13 protein-coding genes and 2 pseudogenes are annotated in these 15,706 nt (G+C 71.6%); 6 read left to right on the top strand and 9 right to left on the bottom strand.

The window, feature by feature from the left end; translation table 11 throughout:
• Window positions 1-16 precede the first annotated feature (16 nt).
• Together AB0R04_RS37205 and AB0R04_RS37200 are read left to right on the top strand one after the other, a co-directional pair.
• Complete coding sequence (locus AB0R04_RS37205; RefSeq protein WP_363378380.1) at window positions 17-802, top strand: hypothetical protein; 786 nt, start codon at window positions 17-19, stop codon at window positions 800-802.
• A complete protein-coding gene (locus tag AB0R04_RS37200) occupies window positions 799-2,115 on the top strand; it encodes a nucleotidyl transferase AbiEii/AbiGii toxin family protein (protein WP_363378379.1) in 1,317 nt (438 codons plus the stop codon). Before AB0R04_RS37205 ends, AB0R04_RS37200 begins: the two co-directional genes overlap by 4 nt.
• A 127-nt stretch (window positions 2,116-2,242) precedes the next feature.
• On the opposite strand, the gene AB0R04_RS37195 is transcribed toward AB0R04_RS37200, so the two are convergent.
• Window positions 2,243-3,121: an alpha/beta hydrolase gene (locus AB0R04_RS37195; RefSeq protein ID WP_363378377.1), complete on the bottom strand. Its 879-nt coding sequence runs from the start codon at window positions 3,119-3,121 to the stop codon at window positions 2,243-2,245.
• A 163-nt stretch (window positions 3,122-3,284) separates the two neighbouring features.
• On the opposite strand from AB0R04_RS37195, the gene AB0R04_RS37190 reads away from it, so the two are divergent.
• The gene (locus tag AB0R04_RS37190; protein WP_363378375.1) at window positions 3,285-5,321 is read left to right on the top strand and encodes an AfsR/SARP family transcriptional regulator; all 2,037 of its coding nucleotides are present in this window, start codon (window positions 3,285-3,287) and stop codon (window positions 5,319-5,321) included.
• Window positions 5,322-5,401: 80 nt separating this feature from the next.
• Here AB0R04_RS37190 and AB0R04_RS37185 read toward each other — a convergent pair whose 3' ends face one another.
• Complete coding sequence (locus AB0R04_RS37185) at window positions 5,402-7,477, bottom strand: ATP-binding domain-containing protein (RefSeq protein WP_363378404.1); 2,076 nt, start codon at window positions 7,475-7,477, stop codon at window positions 5,402-5,404.
• A 312-nt stretch (window positions 7,478-7,789) separates the two neighbouring features.
• Between AB0R04_RS37185 and AB0R04_RS37180 the strand changes: the two are divergent.
• Window positions 7,790-7,936: pseudogene (locus AB0R04_RS37180) on the top strand (short-chain dehydrogenase); the annotation flags it as partial.
• Between the two features lie 201 nt (window positions 7,937-8,137).
• On the top strand, window positions 8,138-8,710 hold the full coding sequence (locus AB0R04_RS37175) for a dihydrofolate reductase family protein (protein ID WP_363378373.1): 573 nt from the start codon (window positions 8,138-8,140) through the stop codon (window positions 8,708-8,710).
• Window positions 8,711-8,810: 100 nt separating this feature from the next.
• Here the strand turns inward: AB0R04_RS37175 and AB0R04_RS37170 are convergent, their stop codons facing one another.
• From AB0R04_RS37170 to AB0R04_RS37145, 6 genes are all read right to left on the bottom strand, one after another.
• A complete protein-coding gene (locus AB0R04_RS37170) occupies window positions 8,811-9,452 on the bottom strand; it encodes a hypothetical protein (protein ID WP_363378371.1) in 642 nt (213 codons plus the stop codon).
• Between the two features lie 128 nt (window positions 9,453-9,580).
• Window positions 9,581-10,141, bottom strand: a complete 561-nt coding sequence (locus AB0R04_RS37165; RefSeq protein WP_363378370.1) for an SMI1/KNR4 family protein — start codon at window positions 10,139-10,141, stop codon at window positions 9,581-9,583.
• 466 nt (window positions 10,142-10,607) lie between these two features.
• On the bottom strand, window positions 10,608-12,413 hold the full coding sequence (locus AB0R04_RS37160; protein ID WP_363378368.1) for an ABC transporter ATP-binding protein: 1,806 nt from the start codon (window positions 12,411-12,413) through the stop codon (window positions 10,608-10,610).
• A 232-nt stretch (window positions 12,414-12,645) separates the two neighbouring features.
• A complete protein-coding gene (locus AB0R04_RS37155; RefSeq protein WP_363378366.1) occupies window positions 12,646-12,867 on the bottom strand; it encodes a hypothetical protein in 222 nt (73 codons plus the stop codon).
• Between the two features lie 263 nt (window positions 12,868-13,130).
• Window positions 13,131-13,613 carry a hypothetical protein gene (locus AB0R04_RS37150; protein ID WP_363378364.1) on the bottom strand — a complete coding sequence of 161 codons (483 nt, stop codon included), beginning with the start codon at window positions 13,611-13,613 and terminating at the stop codon, window positions 13,131-13,133.
• Between the two features lie 116 nt (window positions 13,614-13,729).
• A complete protein-coding gene (locus AB0R04_RS37145) occupies window positions 13,730-14,137 on the bottom strand; it encodes a hypothetical protein (RefSeq protein ID WP_363378362.1) in 408 nt (135 codons plus the stop codon).
• Window positions 14,138-14,305: 168 nt separating this feature from the next.
• Here AB0R04_RS37145 and sigJ point away from each other — a divergent pair, with 168 nt between their 5' ends.
• Window positions 14,306-15,298, top strand: a complete 993-nt coding sequence (sigJ, locus tag AB0R04_RS37140; RefSeq protein ID WP_363378360.1) for an RNA polymerase sigma factor SigJ — start codon at window positions 14,306-14,308, stop codon at window positions 15,296-15,298.
• 243 nt (window positions 15,299-15,541) lie between these two features.
• Here sigJ and AB0R04_RS37135 read toward each other — a convergent pair.
• A pseudogene (locus tag AB0R04_RS37135) lies at window positions 15,542-15,706 on the bottom strand (RNA-guided endonuclease TnpB family protein); the annotation flags it as partial.

Genomic DNA, 15,706 nt, shown 5'->3' with positions numbered 1-15,706 from the left:
TTGGCAGGATGCTCCCATGCTCGCCATCCGTCCTGACCAGCACCGTGACGACCGGTCCGGTCCTCCCGACCTCCGGGGTGACTTCGAGGTGCACCTGACCGTGGAGCCCGGCGCCGCCGAGGCGCTGGTCGGGTGGGCCGACGGTCATGGCCTGAAGTTCACCCACATCCTGCTGGCGCGCGGTGCGGCGCCATCGCAGCCGATGCTCACCCTGCGCGCCAACGGCTCGTTGGACGAGGTCGCTGCGGCGACGTCCCGCACCACGGGCCGGCTGGCGAGGGCCGGGTTCACTGTCCTGCGGACGAAGATCGAGGCCACGCCGTGGGCGGAGGGCGTTCCGGTCTCGGACGAGGACGCCGTGCCGCACGGGGCGCGCCGGTACTTCGAGCACCACGTCAAGCTGCTGCTTCCGGGCCCGCTTCCCACGGCCGACCTCACCCGTCTCGCCGACCCCGCCCGTCTCGCCGACCCCGCCCGCCTCGCGGACCTCGCCGAGTTGGCCGTCCGCCACGGCGCGCACCTGTCGCACAACCCGCGCCGAATACGCGACGACGGCCGGCGCGAGTGGTTCGTGACCCAGCGGTGCCGCCTGGTCGGCCTGAGCACCGCGGGTCGCCGTCTGGAGGCGCTGCTCCTGAGCCTTGCCGCCGACGGTCGCGAGGTGGTGTCAGTGGAACGCGAGTTCGTCGCCGTGGACAGCGACGAGGCCCTGGACGAGGGATGGATCAGCGAGCACGAGCACGAGCAGAACCACGAACGCGAACAGAAGCACGAGCAAGAGCAAGAGGGAGACCCGCGATGACCGAGGACCAGCCCCAGTCGCCAGTGGCGTGGGAGGAACTGCAATACGGGCCGTGGCAGGGCGTCCTGCTTCCCCGGCAGCCACCGCCGGAGGACGTCCGCGAGGACCGGGGCCTGCCCAGGAGCGTCCGGCCGATCGACGACGAGGCGGTGAGCCAGCAGCCGGTCTTCGACCCCGCCCTCGCCGGGTACGCCCGGGCCCTGCGGCCCAGTGAACCCGCCTTCACCGACCCGCAGCTCGCTCAACGGTGGCTCGCCGCGCGGCGCGAGGCGCTGAACACCGTGCTGTCCGCCGTCGCCGGTTCGCAGTGGGCCGAGCACCTGGTCCTGCGCGGGAGCGTCCTGCTGCGGGCCTGGTACGGCGAGCAGGCGCGGGAGCCGGGGGACTTGGACTTCGTGGTCCGCCCGACGGACTGGCAGCTGGAGGACGAGCGCACGGACCGCATGTTCGAGGAGCTTGCCGCCGACGCCGAACGGCTCTCGGGCACGGTGCGGCTGCACGCGGACCAGGCGGTCAGCGACGAGATCTGGACGTACAGCCGGATTCCCGGGCGCCGGCTCGTCCTGCCGTGGTCGGCACCCGGAGTCCCGGGCGGGGCCGTCCAGTTGGACTTCGTCTTCACCGAACACCTGCCCGTCCCCCCGGAGTCCTATCAGCTCCCCGGCGTCACGGGCCGGTTGTTCGCCGCCACGCCACAGCTCTCCCTCGCGTGGAAGATCCTCTGGCTGGCCTCGGACGACCACCCTCAGGGCAAGGACCTCTACGACGCGATCCTGCTCTCGCGCACCGACGAGGTGCCCTACGACCTGCTGCGGCAGGTCTTCACCCAGTCCGACGAGACCTGGTCGCGCTGCCCGCTCCTCCCGGAGCAGATCTCCGGGCTCTACGTCGACTGGGACGAATTCGCCAAGGACTACCCGCAGTTCACCGGACCCGTGGAGGAGTACCCGGCGCAGCTGCTCGCCGGGCTCCACGCGACCTTCGCCGAACACGGCGAGTACGCACTGCGCGCCCAGTGGCTGGCCCCGCTGATCGAGGAACTGCGGGAGGTGCTCGCGCGCGAGGGCATGGACGAGGTCCAGCTACGGATGTCCCGGCAGCACATGGCCGCGGACAACTCCCTGGTGATCACCCGCGAACTGCTCGGCGGCGACTTCGGCGGCACCCTCGAAGACGCCCGCCGCGCCGTCGCCGACCACCTCGGCGACAAACCGGACCGGAAGACCCGCAAGCTGGCGGAGGCCGCCACTCGCTACGCCGCCGAGCTCGCTGAGCTCGCCGACGAGCCCCCGGCGGACGGCACCCACACCTGACACCGACCCGGGCGGGTACCCGACACGGGAAGAGGTTCCCGACCACCGAGAAAGCCCAAGGCTCGCCGACCGACCGACCCTGGCCCGGTCGGTCGGTCGGTCAGTCGGCGAGCAGGGAGCGGGCGGTTCAGCGGGCCAGCAGCTCCCGGATCGCCTCCGCGATCTCGTCGGGAGCCTCCTCGGCCATGAAGTGCCCCGCCCGGGTCAGCCGGTGGTCGAGGTCCGGCGCCCACGCCTTCCACACCGCGGCCGCGTCGTAGCCCAGTTGCGCGCCCCAGTCCTGCTGGACGACCGTCACGGGCATGGCCAGCTGCGACCCCGCGTCCAGGTCCGCTCGGTCGTGCGTGACGTCGATGCCCGCCGAGGCCCGGTAGTCCGCGACGATCGACGTCACCGCCGCCGCGCTCGCCCGCAGGTATTCGGCACGGACATCCTCGGGAACGGCGGTCGCGTCGTTGGCCCAGGAGTCGAGGAACGAGCCGAAGAACGCGTCCGCGCTGTTGGCGATCATCGTCTCCGGCAGGCCCGGCGGCTGCGCCATCAGGAAGAGGTGGTAGCCGACCGCCGCCGGGACGCCGTGCAGGACGTTCCACATGTCGAGGGTCGGCACGACGTCGAGGATGCCCAGGTGCGTGACGGTCTCAGGGTGGTCCAGCCCCGCCCGGAAGGCGACCAGGGCGCCCCGGTCGTGGCCGACGAAGGCGAAGCGCTCGTGGCCGAGGGCGGCCGCCAAGGTCACGACGTCGGCGGCCATGGTGCGCTTGGCGTACACCTCCGGGTCGGTGGCAGCCGGCTTGTCGCTGGCGCCGTAGCCCCGCAGGTCGGGGCAGATCACCGTGTGTTCGTCGGCGAGCCGCTCGGCAACGTGGCGCCACATCAGGTGGGTCTGGGGGAAACCGTGCAACAGCACGACCGGGCTCCCGCTGCCGCCGACGGCGGCAGCCAGCTCCACCCCGTCCGCACCGGGCAGGCGGACGTGATCGAAGCCGGGAATGGTGAGCGTCATGAAGGGCCATCCTTGTCGGTCGGGGGCTGACCGGACCAGCCTGGGCGACGGCGATCAGCAACGGATCAGTACCGGCCGCCAGCACAGACCGGTCACTACGGGCCGATCAGCAACCGATCAGTACGGTCAAGCGCAGCCGACCCCCGGCACGGAGGATGGGGGCATGCGAATCGACGTGCTCGGTGCCGTGCGAGCCTTCCGCGACGACGGCAGCCCGATCGACCTGGGCGGCCCCCGCCATCGGGAGGTGCTCGCCCGGCTCGTCGCCGCCGAGGGGCGGATGGTCACCACCGACACCCTCGTCGACGACCTGTGGACCGATCCACCGGCCCGCGCCGTGGGCGCTCTGCGTACGTTCGTCGCCGCGCTGCGCCGCGCCCTCGAACCCGACCGGCCGCCCCGCGATCCGCCGCGCGTCATCGTCACCGAAGGGCCCGGCTACGCGCTGCGCCTGCCGCGTGAGGACGTGGACGCCCACCGCTTCCAGGACACCCTGGCCCGCTCCCGCCGCCGCCCTAACACAGTGACCGGACCCGACACGGTGCCCAACCCCGACACGGTGGCCGACCTCAGCGCGGCACTCAAGGACTGGCGTGGCCCCGCGTACGCCGACGTGACCGGCGCCGCATGGGCGCAACGCGAGCGGACCCGGCTGGAGGAACTGCGGCTGGAGGCGGTGGAACTGCGCGCCCGCCTCCTCCTCGACTCCAATGAATCCGGTGACTCCGGTGACTCCTGTGGCTCCGGTGACTCTTATGACTCCGGCGAAGGGGCCGGTCTCGTCGCCGAACTGGGCGCCCACGTCGCCGAACACCCGTGGCGCGAGCCGGCCTGGGGGCTGCTGGCCCGCGCGCTGTACCGCGCGGGCCGCCAGGCCGACGCGCTGGCCACCCTCCGCCGCGCCCGCGCGATGCTTGTCGATCAACTCGGACTCGACCCTGGCGCCGAACTCCGGCGTCTGGAGACGGACATCCTCAACGGGGCCGCGACCCTCGAAGGCGCCCGTACCGGGTGGAGCGGCCCCGGCGTCCGACTCGGCCCGCGCACCACCGTGGATCTGGCCCGCACCCTCGCACTGGCGGGTGGCGACGCCCTCGTCCACTCGCGACGCGACCGCCTCGCCGCCATTCAGGCGGCGGAACGCACGGGAGACCTCTCCCTGACCGCCCGGATCATCGGCGCCTACGACGTGCCCGCCATCTGGAGCCGGGCCGACGACCCCGAGCAGTCCCGCGCGGTCGTCGCGGCTGCCGAGCGCACGCTCACCGCGCTCGGCACCGACGGCACCGACGGCCCCGCCGACCTGTCGGCCCGCCTCCTGGCCACGGTCGCCGTCGAGAGCCGCAGCGCCGACCTGTCCGCGGCCGAGCTGGGCCGCGCGCGGCAGGCGGCACAACAGGCGGAGGCGCTGGCGCGGGGCCTGGCCGATCCCGCCCTGCTGGTCTTCGCCCTCAACGGGGTGTTCCTGCAGTCCTTCGCCCGCCCCGGGCTCGCGGCGGTACGGGACGGGATCGGCGCCGAGATCCTCGATCTGGCCGCCCGGCACGAGCTGCCGAACTTCGCCGTACTCGGCCGACTCGTCCGCCTCCAGTCCGCCTCGGCCCTCGGAGACCTCGACGCCGCGGCCTCGCACGCCGAGGCTGCCGAGCGGCTCGCCGCCACCACCGAGGCGCCCCTCGTCGCCGTCCTCACCGAGTGGTTCCGGGCCCGGGCCACGGCCGCCCGCAGCACCGAACCGGGCGGGCCGACCGCCGCCACGGCCGCAGCGCACTACCGGGCCGCCGAGAACGCCCTCCAGCGGGCCGGAATGCCGGGGCTGCACCGCGGCCTGTTCGCGCTCGCGCTCCTCGGACTGCGCCTGCTGCACGACCGGCCCGCGCCCACCGACCCGCACCTCGACTGGGGCCCGTACCGGGCTTGGGCGCGCCCCCTCGTGCTGCTGGCCCAGGACCGGGTCGAGGAGGCCCGTACCGCGCTCGCCGCGGTGCCCGAACCGGCGCGTGACCACATGCAGGAGGCCATGTGGTGCCTGACCGCCCGCGCCGCCGTACGCCTCGGCGAGCCCGGAATCGCCGCACGCGCCGGGGCTGCCCTGCGCGGTGCCCGTGCGGAACATGCCGGCGCCGCCAGCGGAATGCTGACGCTGGGCCCGGTGGCGCGGTACCTGGCGGAGGCGGAGGCATGCACCGGAGCGGGGTAGGCGGTGCCGCCCGGGTACCCAGCGCCCCGGCCGGCACCTCACCGTCTACCGGGCCGAACCCGCTCCCGCTCCCGCCCGGCCTACCCCGCGGTCCTGAGCACGCACAGGCGGCGGGTGGCACGGGTGAGGGCGACGTACAGGTCGCGTTCGCCGGCCGGGCGGGCGGCGGTGATCTGGTCGGGGTCGACGACGAGGACGGCGTCGAACTCCAGGCCGCGCGCCTCGGAGGCGGGGACGAGGCGGACGTGTCCGGGCAGGCCGGCGGCCTCCAGCTCCGGCAGGCGGGCGTCTGCGCAGACCACGGCGAGGAGGTCGCCGGGGTGGGCGGCCGTCTGGGCGCGCAGTTCGGCCAGGACGGCGGCGGCGAGGCCGTGGGCCGGAGCGGTGAGGGTGCGCGGGGGTTCGCCGTGGCGGATGGCGCGGGCGCGGGCCTGGCCGGGGGCGATGCGGGCGAGCAGGTCGGTGGTGGTAGCGAGGATCTCCTGCGTGGTGCGGTAGCTGACGGTCAGGGTGTGCAGGTCGAAGCGGCTCCCGGTGTGCGGGTGGAGGGCCTCGTGCCAGTCGCGGGCCTGGGCGGCGGGGCCGGCCTGGGCGAAGTCGCCGACGACGGTCATCGAGCGGGTGGGGCAGCGGCGCAGCACGGCGCGCCACTGCATCGCGGTGAGTTCCTGGGCCTCGTCGACGACGACGTGGCCCCAACTGCGCTGCGGGGGGCCGTCGAGCAGGGCGGCGGCCTCGTCCAGCAGCGGCAGGTCGGCGTCGGTCCACGGGGCGTCGGGGGCGCGCAGCAGGCGGGCGCGCTGGTCGTCGGAGAGGTGGGGCAGGTGGGCGGCGACGGCGGCGGGGTCGGTGAGCAGGGCGCGGACGGCGTCGTGCGGGGTGAGGGCGGGCCAGTGGGTGTCGAGGACGCGGTCGAGGTGCGGGTCGTCCAGCAGGGCCGCGCGGACGGCCTCGGCGTCGAAGGTGTCGTCGGTACCCGCGGTGTCGTCGGTACCCGGGGCATCATCGGTACCCGGGGCGCTGCGGGCACATGAGCCGTCCAGTCCGAGCCGGCGCAGATCGGCGGCGGCGACGCGGTCGAGGTTGAGGCCGGTGAGCTGGGCGACCTCGGCGTCGAGCTGGTCGAGGGTGTCGGCGGTGTCGCGTTCGAGGGCGCGGGTGAGGGCGTCGGCCAGCAGGTCCTTGAACAGGTCCCGGGCGCGGTTGTGGGCGAGGCCGTCGGCGGTGGCGGCGCGGGCGGCGGCGGCGAGGTCGGACTGCGGCAGGTGCACCTCCTCCTGGCCGACCCGTATGGCCAGGCCGTCCGCCGCCGGGGCCTGGTGGGCGCGGACCACGGCGGCCAGGGCGTCGGCGAGGGCGGGGTCACCCTTGAGGCGGGCGGTCTGCGGCTCCTCGGGCACCGCCGGGCCGGGGGTGGCGGGGGCGAGGTCGGCGCAGGTCGCCAGGGCGACGTCGTTCTCGCCGAGCGAGGGCAGCACCTGACAGATGTAGTCCAGGAAGCGGGCGTTGGGACCCAGCACGAGGACGCCGCGTTCGGCGGCGCGCGGGAAGGCGTACAGCACGTACGCGGCGCGGTGCAGGGCCACCACCGTCTTTCCGGTGCCGGGGCCACCCTGCACCACCGTCACCCCCCGGTGGCGGGAGCGGACGATCGCGTCCTGCTCGGCCTGGAGGGTGGCGACCGCGGCGCCCATGCGTCCGGTGCGCCGGGCCGACAGGGCCTCCAGCAGCGGGCCGTCGCCGATCACGTCCTCGCGGGTGGGGTCGGAGCCGTCCAGCAGTTCGTCGCTGACGGCGGCGACGGTGCGGCCGTCCAGACGCAGGTGGCGCCGGCGCCGCAGGCCCATCGGGTGGACGGGCGTGGCCTCGTAGAAGGGCCTGGCGGCCTCGGCCCGCCAGTCCACCAGCAGCGGCAGTTCGTCCGCCTCGGTGTGCAGGCCCAGGCGCCCGATCCGCAGCGCGGTGCCGTCGGCGGTGTCGAGGCGGCCGAACACCAGCCCGTGGCCGGCGCCTTCCAGGCGGCGCACCTCCCCGGCCCACCGCGCGGCCGCCACGTCCCGCTCGTACACGGCCCCGGCGCCGTCGGCGGGCGCGGCGAGGGTACGGGCCAGTTCGGCGCGCGCCTGCTCCAGACGCCGGTCGTACTCGGCGCACACAGCCCCCACCTGCACGTTTTCCGCCTGCACCTGGCACTCGGCACGGTCATCGCTGTACGGCACGACGGGCCTCCTCTCGGGTTCGGGCCGTCACTATGCGGGGGCGGGCGGGGGAAAGTAAAAGTTGACGAACGCGCCACCGTTGCGCCCTCGGCACCTCACTTTCCCAACTCTCAACCCACACACCACATCTGATGTCACATCAGACCGTCACGCACGAGCGGCCGCTGAGCACGTCGGGGCCACAGGGTGAGCAGCCTGCGACGGCGTACGACGGAACCGGCACGCCATAGGACGCCCCTATAGCGCCTAGCGACGCGCGAGCAGTGGGCGCGCCTGGACGCGAGGCCGGGCCAGGACACCACCACTCCCCCACTGGGGCGCGACGGCCAACCCGACGACATCGCCGACGCGGTGCTGTTCCTCCTGTCCGGCCGGGCGAGTTGGTTGGCTGACTGACTGACTGACGGGGAGCAATCTCGTCGTGAACGGCGGCGAGTTCCCCAGGGGCTGACGGCAACGCACCGCGGCCCCGGCTGGTGGCCTCGTTCGGCCGGCCCGGCTACCTTGATCACATCGGCGGCCGGCAGCAGGGCATCCGATGCCGACCAGGTCGGCAGACCCGGAAGAATCCAGACCCGAGACACCGAGGAACCAGAGATGCGCACCCTGATCAGCACCGCCTTCATCTCGCTCGACGGCGTTGTGGAAGGCCCGGGCGGGGAGCCCGGCTACCGGAACTCCGGCTGGACCTTCAAGAACATCGAGTTCCTTCCCGAGGCCTTCGAGATCAAGGGGCGGGAGCAGCAGGAGGCCACCGCGATGCTGCTGGGCCGGGTCAGCTACGAGGCCTTCAGCTCGGTGTGGCCCGACATGGCGGACTTCGCCGACTACAAGGTGATGCCGAAGTACGTCGTCTCCACCACCCTCACCGAGGACGACCTGGTGTCGAACTGGGGCGAGACCACGATCCTGCGCTCACTCGACGAGGTTGCCGCACTGAAGCGGACCGAGGGCGGCCCGATCATCGTGCACGGCAGTGCGACCCTGAACCAGGCCCTCTCCGACGCCGGTCTGGTCGACCGCTACCACCTGCTCGTCTTCCCGCTCCTGCTCGGCGCGGGCAAGCGCCTGTTCAGCACCACCGACAAGGACACCCAGAAGCTGACGCTCGTCGAGCACGAGGTCTACCCCAACGGTCTGCAGAAGCAGGTCTTCGACGTCGTCCGCTGACGTTCCCCGCAGACCCGGAAAGCCCCCGCGCCGACCACTGCGCGGCGCCGGCCCCGCCGCAGGGGCCACGTCCCGCCGTTGCGAGCCGCCGGCGCGGGGGCTACAGGTCCGCGAGCCAGGGATGCCCGGGGTGGACGCAGGCGAGCAGCTCGGCCAGGGTCTCGCGCTGCGCCGGGGCCATCAGCGGGACGGTCCTGTCGAAGTCCGCCTGGTCCTTCCGGCGGAGGTGCTTGGCCTTGAACAGCAGGACCAGCTCGGGCGCCAGGTACGGGATGCCATCTGCCGTGTGGCGGATGATCTCGCTGTAGGGAAAGCGGATCCTCTCATCGCGCCGGCAGATCCAGACGTCCCGGTCGTGCGGCTCGCGGAACACATCGAGCAGGTAGTCACCGGTGGCCGGATCGCGCAGCCAGGTCTGATGGGTGGCGGCCAGCACCCCCGGTGCGGCGTCCTCCCAGATCCGGCCGCTGCCCACCGCGTCGAAGACGTACCCGGGGAAGCGGCAGCGGACCTCGGGAAAGCTCGCGGCCGGAATCGCGATCTCGATGTCCCCGTGCGCACGCGCCTGCCCGCCCCGGAAGAGGTCCAGCGCCCACCCCGCGGCCACACACCACGGCGTGCCGATCCCCGCCAACCGCCGCGCGACTTCCTCCGGCGTCCAGCACGATGACCACCTGTCGTCGAGGGCCGCGACCTCCTTGGCCGACAGCTCGATCCCACCGCCGGGCAGTTGCTCACTCACGCCAGGAATCTACCAACAGCCCCGAAGCGCCGTGGCCGAGATCGACCACTGGAGCACCTGGCTTCGCAGCAGCCGACAGGGCACCCGTCAGGTCGGGGGCGAGGAACTCCTTGTGCCGGCTCGGACAGTCAGAGGTGAGGCCAGGGATCGATGCCCGCCTCCTTGAGGCGTCGTTCCTCCCGCCAGTTCAGGAAGATCGGCTGGTCCGGGGAGAACATGCCCATGGGCTGAGGACTGATCTCGCCGGTCAGGAACCCCACGAGGAAGTCGACCATGCCGCAGTCGTACGCGACCCAGTCACCATCGCGGGTGAGTACGAGGGTGGTCCATCTGTCGGGATCCGGATCCGTGGTGTCCCAGAACGCCTGGCTGGCGCTGCAATCCACGGCCCACGAGATCCTCCCCCGCAGGGCCGGGCCGTCGTCGGGTTCCAGGTCGAGCAGCTCATACCCGCACTCGATCAGCTCTTCGAAGCTCAGGGGACCGCGAGGGCCTTGGGCAACCTCCAGCGGCAGCCCTATGGAGAGCGAGCAATTGATCGACCCACCACCGTAGGTGGAGACGAAGTCGCGGTAGTCCGCCGGGAACGAAGTGCCCCACCTACGAGCCGCCTCGTCCCAGTCGACGGGATCGCCGGCTCCGGAGTGCGGCGGCAGAATCCCAGCCAGTCGGGCAACACCCGGGTGCATCAGCAGTGCCTCTCGGAGAGCTCGGACAAGGCCCTGCCGAGCGTTCACATGTGCGCGCGGCCCGTCACCGCGGCCTGAGACACCCTATTGATCACGTCTCCGCGAGGCGAACTCTGTGACCTATTGTCACCAGCCACAGAACAGAACCTGAGCCAGAACCCGATTTCCGCGACGAGCCCCGAGAGACCCCCCGACCCACGGCCCGACCCTCATCGTCACTCCTCGAACGCGAAGATCATCTAGCGCCAGGCGACCGGTACTGCTCAACCGGATTCGCCACGTAGTGCTCCGAACATCGACAGGCAGGGCGAGAGCCCGCCGGAGCAGCGCCGGTCAGCTGATTTCCGGCGCGGACCTTCTGCTCCCCCACCGGTACGCCCCAGCCGGGCCCGGCCGAGGCTTCGGCCAGGCCCGCACCGAGGCCTCAGCCAGCGCCGTACCGAGGTCGGTACGCCCGGGCGACGACTCAGGGGACGGCCTCCACGGACTCGCCCGGTGGGTGGTGCAACCGGTGCAGGCCCGCGTAGACGGAGCTGCGGAGGAGGAGCTCCGTGTGGGTGCCGTGGGCGACGATCCGGCCCTGGTCGAGCAGGACGATCTGGTCGGCGTCGCGAACGGTCAGCAGGTTGTGCGAAATGATGATCGTCGTGCGATCGGCCATGAGCAGGCGCAGCGGGCCCATGATCCGTTGGCTCGACTCCGCGTCCAGGGCCGTGGTGGGCTCGTCGAGGATGAGGACGGGGGCGTCCCGGACCATCGCGCGGGCGATCGCGAGGCGCTGGCGCTGGCCGCCGGAGAGCAGCCGGCCGCGCTGGCCGACCAGGGTGTCGTAGCCGTCCGGGAACCGGGTGATGAACTCGTGGGCGTCCGCTGCCCGGGCCGCCGCCAGGATCTCGGCCTCACTCGCCTCGGGGCGCCCGTAGGCGATGTTCTCCCGGACGGTGCCGTGGAAGACCAGGGTCTCCTGGAGCACCACCGCGACGTTCTCGCGCAGGTCGGTGAGGGCGAGGTCGCGCAGGTCGAGGCCGTCGAGCCGTACCGCGCCGTCGTCCGGGTCGTAGAAGCGCAGCAGCAGCTTGGCGACGGTGGACTTGCCCGCGCCGCTGGCGCCGACCAGGGCCAGCGTCGCCCCCGGTGCCACCTCGAAGGACACCCCCGACAGCGCGGGCGCCTCCACTTCCGGGTAACGGAAGGTGACGTCGTCGAACTCGATGCCGCCCCGGGCGCGGCCGAGCGGCCGGGGGGTGACGGGATCGGTCACCTGTGGACGCTGGTCGAGCAGTTCGATGATCCGCTCGGCGGCGGCGGAGGCCGCGTAGAAGGTGTTACCGAGTCCGGACATGCTCTGGATCGGGCCGTAGAGCCTGCTCAGCAGGGTGAGGAAGACGATGAGGCCACCGAAGGTGAGCCGGCCGTGCACGAGTTCCCAGGCCCCGAGGCCCATGACCACCAGGCCGCCGAGCAGTTCGACGAAGTCGACCGCCGGCCCGTAGAGCGCTCCGATCCTGGTCGAGGCCATCGCCGCGTGGTACCGGCCGACGCTCTCGCGTTGGAATCGAGCGTGCTCCCAGTCCTGGCGGTTGTACGCCTGGACGAGCGCGATGTTGCCGAGCGTCTCCTCGGCGACCGCACTGATCGAGCCGCTGCGCCGGCGGCGTTCGCGCGAGGCCGCCCGGATCAGCTTGGCGAAGCGGCGGGCGGTGAGGAAGAACAGCGGCGCGGCGACCAGCGCGACCAGGGTCAGCTCCCAGCGCAGCACCAGCAGCAGGCCGACGTAGATGCCGAGCCGCGCCACCTGGCCGAGCGCGTTGACGATGCCGGAGAGCAGGAAGGTCTCGACCGCGTCCACGTCGCCGGTCACCCGGGACAGCACGTCGCCGAGCCGCCGGCGCTCGAAGAAGCCCAGTGACAGGCCCTGGATGTGCCGGAACACGTCCGACCGCAGGATGAGCAGGAAGCGTTCGCTGACCCAGGTGGAGATGACCCGGCGGGCGAAGCCCAGTACTCCGGAGAGCAGGGTCAGCCCCACATAGGCGAGGGCGATCGGCAGGAACAGGTCCAGCCGGTGCGGAATGAGCATGTCATCGATGACGATCTTGAACAGCCAGATCTCCATCGCCTCGATCGCCGGGCCCACCGCGACCAGGGCCAGCAGCACCACCAGCCATCGGCGGCCGCCCTTGGTGTAAGGCCAGAACCGCCGGAAGATCGCCTGGAGCGGGACCGGCGGTGCCGCGGCGACCACATCGGAGGTCTCGGCGACCGTGAGCAAGCGTCGCAGAGCCGACCGAAGCCTGTGTTTCCTCGTCATCTCACGGTCTTCTCGCTCGTCCCCGAGCCCAGATCACTTCCGGATTGAGAGGAACTCCCGATCAAAGAGGCCCTGCTCCGAGAAGGGAAGATCTCCACACGCACTGCCGGCGCGGGGCCGCATGGGGTCACTCCCGGCCGACACGGCAAAGCCGGGCACACGTGCCCGGCCCGCTCTCACAGGGAAGCGATCCTTACCACCGGCCTCCGTAGCCTCCGTAGCCGCCGCGGTCGCCTCCGTAGCCGCCGTAGCCGCCACGGTCGCCACCGAAGTCGCCGCCGAAGTCGTCGTAGCCTCCGTAGCCGCCGTAGCCGCCACGGTCACCGCCGAAGTCGCCGTAGTCGCCACCGCGACCACCGCCGCCCCAGTCGTCACGGAACCGCCCGAAGGACTGGAACTGTCCGAGGAATGACATGACCAACCTTCTTTCGAAGTACCCCTCGGTCCATCGTCATCCTCACCTCCGCAATGCACAAGCATCGATTGTGCAAAATGTGAAAATTTGATGATTTTTCCGGATTGTCCAACTCGGCGGACGCCTGCTGCGATTTCCCGGTCAAGAATCCCCCAAGAAACCTTGCGTGACGAGCCGCCACCAGTCTGCGGATTTCAGGGTGACCCATTGGTCCCGAGCAATCATTCGCGTCAGGTCATAGCCATACCGCCATGCCGAACCGCTCACTCCGAGCAGTCAGCCCGGTTGGACGGCTGCGGGAAGTCCTCCCGGCCGTCCAGCCAGCCGGTGAGCCGCTCGGACAGGGTGAACGGTTCGGGAAAGAGGGAGTGGCGCAAGCACGCGCCGTTCGGGTCCCAGCCCCACATCCGCCCCTCGGGAGTGCTGAAGTCGACGAGCGACCAGATAGCGCAGCCCCAGGGCAGTAGCGGTACCACCGGTGTCGGATAGTCCGCGCCATAACCCTCGCGCCACCCGAGGTACGCCTCCAGTACGGGCGGTTCGTCACGGTACTCGGTGAGCGACAGGGCACCGCCCCAGCGGCCGAACCCGCCATCGGCGACCTCGAGATAGATCCGTCTGAGCAAAGGCGGCATCGGGTGCCCCACAACTGCTTCGAGCCCGGACACGGCCTCCGGAGGCGCGGGCGAAGGCCGCTCTCCGGCATTCTGCTCGATGAGCCGCTTGATGATCTCGTCCTCCGTCACAGGGCCTCCGTCACAGGGCCTTCGTACCAGACACCACCGACACTGCGGCGCCCCGGCCCGAGCCCGCAGACGGGCCGCTGACGGTACGGCTCGGGGCCCTCGAAGCTCGGCGGGCGTCACGGGGTGCGTCGCAGCGGGTCGGCACCAGAGGCGCCGGGCAACGCCTGTCGCAACGCCAGCACGCTCAGGCTGAACATCAGGACGCCCAGGGGGACGTGGAACGCCGGCTTGTGCGCGACGCCGAGGACCACCTGCACCGAGGCGAGTGCGAGGAAGCACGCCGCGTACAGGATGGGGCGGGGAGACCCGCCGCCCGGCCGCCATGCCAGGATCGCGGCGAGCACGTACAACATCGACGCGCCGTACATCACGCGCGCTCCGACGCTGTGCAGCACCTCGCCGTGGGCCGAGGACAACAGCAGTCCGGCGGTGACCGCCTGGAAGAGGATCGCCAAGGTCTGCACGGCGATGGCGACGCGCAGGAACGTGATTCCGCCCGGTGCTGTCGTCGTCTGTACGGCCATGATGTGGTCCCGTCTCTTCTGCCTCGCGGCGGCGGATCGGTAGGGTCTCGGCAGTCCGACGACGCAGGCCCGTGAAATGTGAGGTGCGGCGCCGACCTCACAGTCCGGCGCCGGGTTTCGTCGAAGGGGCGAGAGCAGAAGCGGACGACGAAGAACCAGGGAGCGACCATGAGCACCCCATCCGAGTCAGCGCACGACCGGTCCGAGCCGGACCTCGAGCCGGAGCTGAGCACGATCGTCGGCGAGCGGCGCCAGCTCATCAATCTCGCCTACCGGCTCCTCGGTTCGCTGTCCGAGGCCGAGGACGCCGTACAGGAGACTTACACCCGCTGGTACGCGATGTCGCGGGAGCAGCAGGCGGCCGTCGCGTCACCCGGCGCATGGCTGACGACGGTGGCCAGCCGCGTCTGCCTGGACGTGCTCGGCTCGGCGCGGGTCCGGCGCGAGCGCTACGTCGGCGCCTGGATACCCGAACCGCTGCCCGACCGTTCGGAGTGGATCGGCGGGCCGGCGGGCACCGGCAGGTCCGAGCCGGCCGACCCCGCCGATCGGATCACCTTGGACGAGTCGGTGAGCATGGCCTTCCTCGTCGTACTGGAGTCGATGACGCCGGCCGAACGCGTCGCGTTCGTCCTGCACGACGTCTTCCGCTACCCCTTCGCCGAGGTCGCCGAGATCGTCGACCGGACGCCCGCGGCGTGCCGGCAGCTGGCGTCCTCGGGCCGTCGCCGCATCCGCGTCGCACGGACTCCGGCAGCTCCACCGGCTCCGGCGGCCGTGCAGGCTTCACCGGCCGCCCAGGCCGTTCTGGTACGGCATTTCAAGGAGGCCTGGGAGTCCAAGGACATCGAGACCCTCATCGCCCTCCTCGCCCCCGACGCCACGATGACCGCCGACGGCGGCGGCCTGGTCGGCGCTGTCCTGCGCCCGCTCGAAGGCGACAGGAGCATCGCCCAGTACCTGATCCACATCGCCGGCAAAGCCCCCGGCCTGACGCTCCTGGAACGGACGGTCAACGGCCGCCCCGGCCTGGTCGCCCAGCACTCCGGCGTCACCGTGACCGTCGCCGCGTTCGAGACCAGCGGCGATCACGTCACCCGCATCTGGGCCGTCCGCAACCCGGAAAAGCTCCGCGCGTGGACCGGGAACGAACAGACCTGACCCGACACACCGCGGCAGGGCACCTCAGTCGACGCATCGTCAAAACACCTTTCCCACTCGAACTTTCGCGCGGCCGAAACCGCTCTCCACCACCACCCGGGTCCGCGACGAGGCCTCCTCCGGGAGCACCGGGGTGGGCTATGGTCGGTCCCATGCTGACGGAGTGGGCCTGGATAGCAGCCAAGCTGTTGACATCCTCCCTGCCCTAAAGGACGGGGATTCCTAGCTCACTTCGCCTGGCCGTCAGCGACGGGCAGGGCTTACAAGATCAGCACTAGCCGGGGCGAGACCAGCCCGGACGAGCATCACCCGGGCGGAGTTCTTGTCCCTGGGAGAGGAGACTCCGCACGCGGTGCACGTATACGTTCTCTCGGAAAGCGGAAGACGGTGCTTGGCTCTCGCACCGCA

Source organism: Kitasatospora sp. NPDC056731, assembly GCF_040687675.1.
Taxonomy (GTDB): Bacteria; Actinomycetota; Actinomycetes; order Streptomycetales; family Streptomycetaceae; genus Kitasatospora.
This window is presented reverse-complemented; position numbering and strand designations above follow the sequence as displayed.

Excerpts from the sequence above, each read along its gene's own strand:
- AB0R04_RS37205 (WP_363378380.1), top strand. The coding sequence starts at position 17 with ATGCTCGCCATCCGTCCTGACCAGCACCGTGACGACCGGTCCGGTCCT.
- AB0R04_RS37200 (WP_363378379.1), top strand. The coding sequence starts at position 799 with ATGACCGAGGACCAGCCCCAGTCGCCAGTGGCGTGGGAGGAACTGCAA.
- AB0R04_RS37195 (WP_363378377.1), bottom strand. The coding sequence starts at position 3,121 with ATGACGCTCACCATTCCCGGCTTCGATCACGTCCGCCTGCCCGGTGCG.
- AB0R04_RS37190 (WP_363378375.1), top strand. The coding sequence starts at position 3,285 with ATGCGAATCGACGTGCTCGGTGCCGTGCGAGCCTTCCGCGACGACGGC.
- AB0R04_RS37175 (WP_363378373.1), top strand. The coding sequence starts at position 8,138 with ATGCGCACCCTGATCAGCACCGCCTTCATCTCGCTCGACGGCGTTGTG.
- AB0R04_RS37165 (WP_363378370.1), bottom strand. The coding sequence starts at position 10,141 with ATGCACCCGGGTGTTGCCCGACTGGCTGGGATTCTGCCGCCGCACTCC.
- AB0R04_RS37155 (WP_363378366.1), bottom strand. The coding sequence starts at position 12,867 with ATGTCATTCCTCGGACAGTTCCAGTCCTTCGGGCGGTTCCGTGACGAC.
- AB0R04_RS37145 (WP_363378362.1), bottom strand. The coding sequence starts at position 14,137 with ATGGCCGTACAGACGACGACAGCACCGGGCGGAATCACGTTCCTGCGC.
- sigJ (WP_363378360.1), top strand. The coding sequence starts at position 14,306 with ATGAGCACCCCATCCGAGTCAGCGCACGACCGGTCCGAGCCGGACCTC.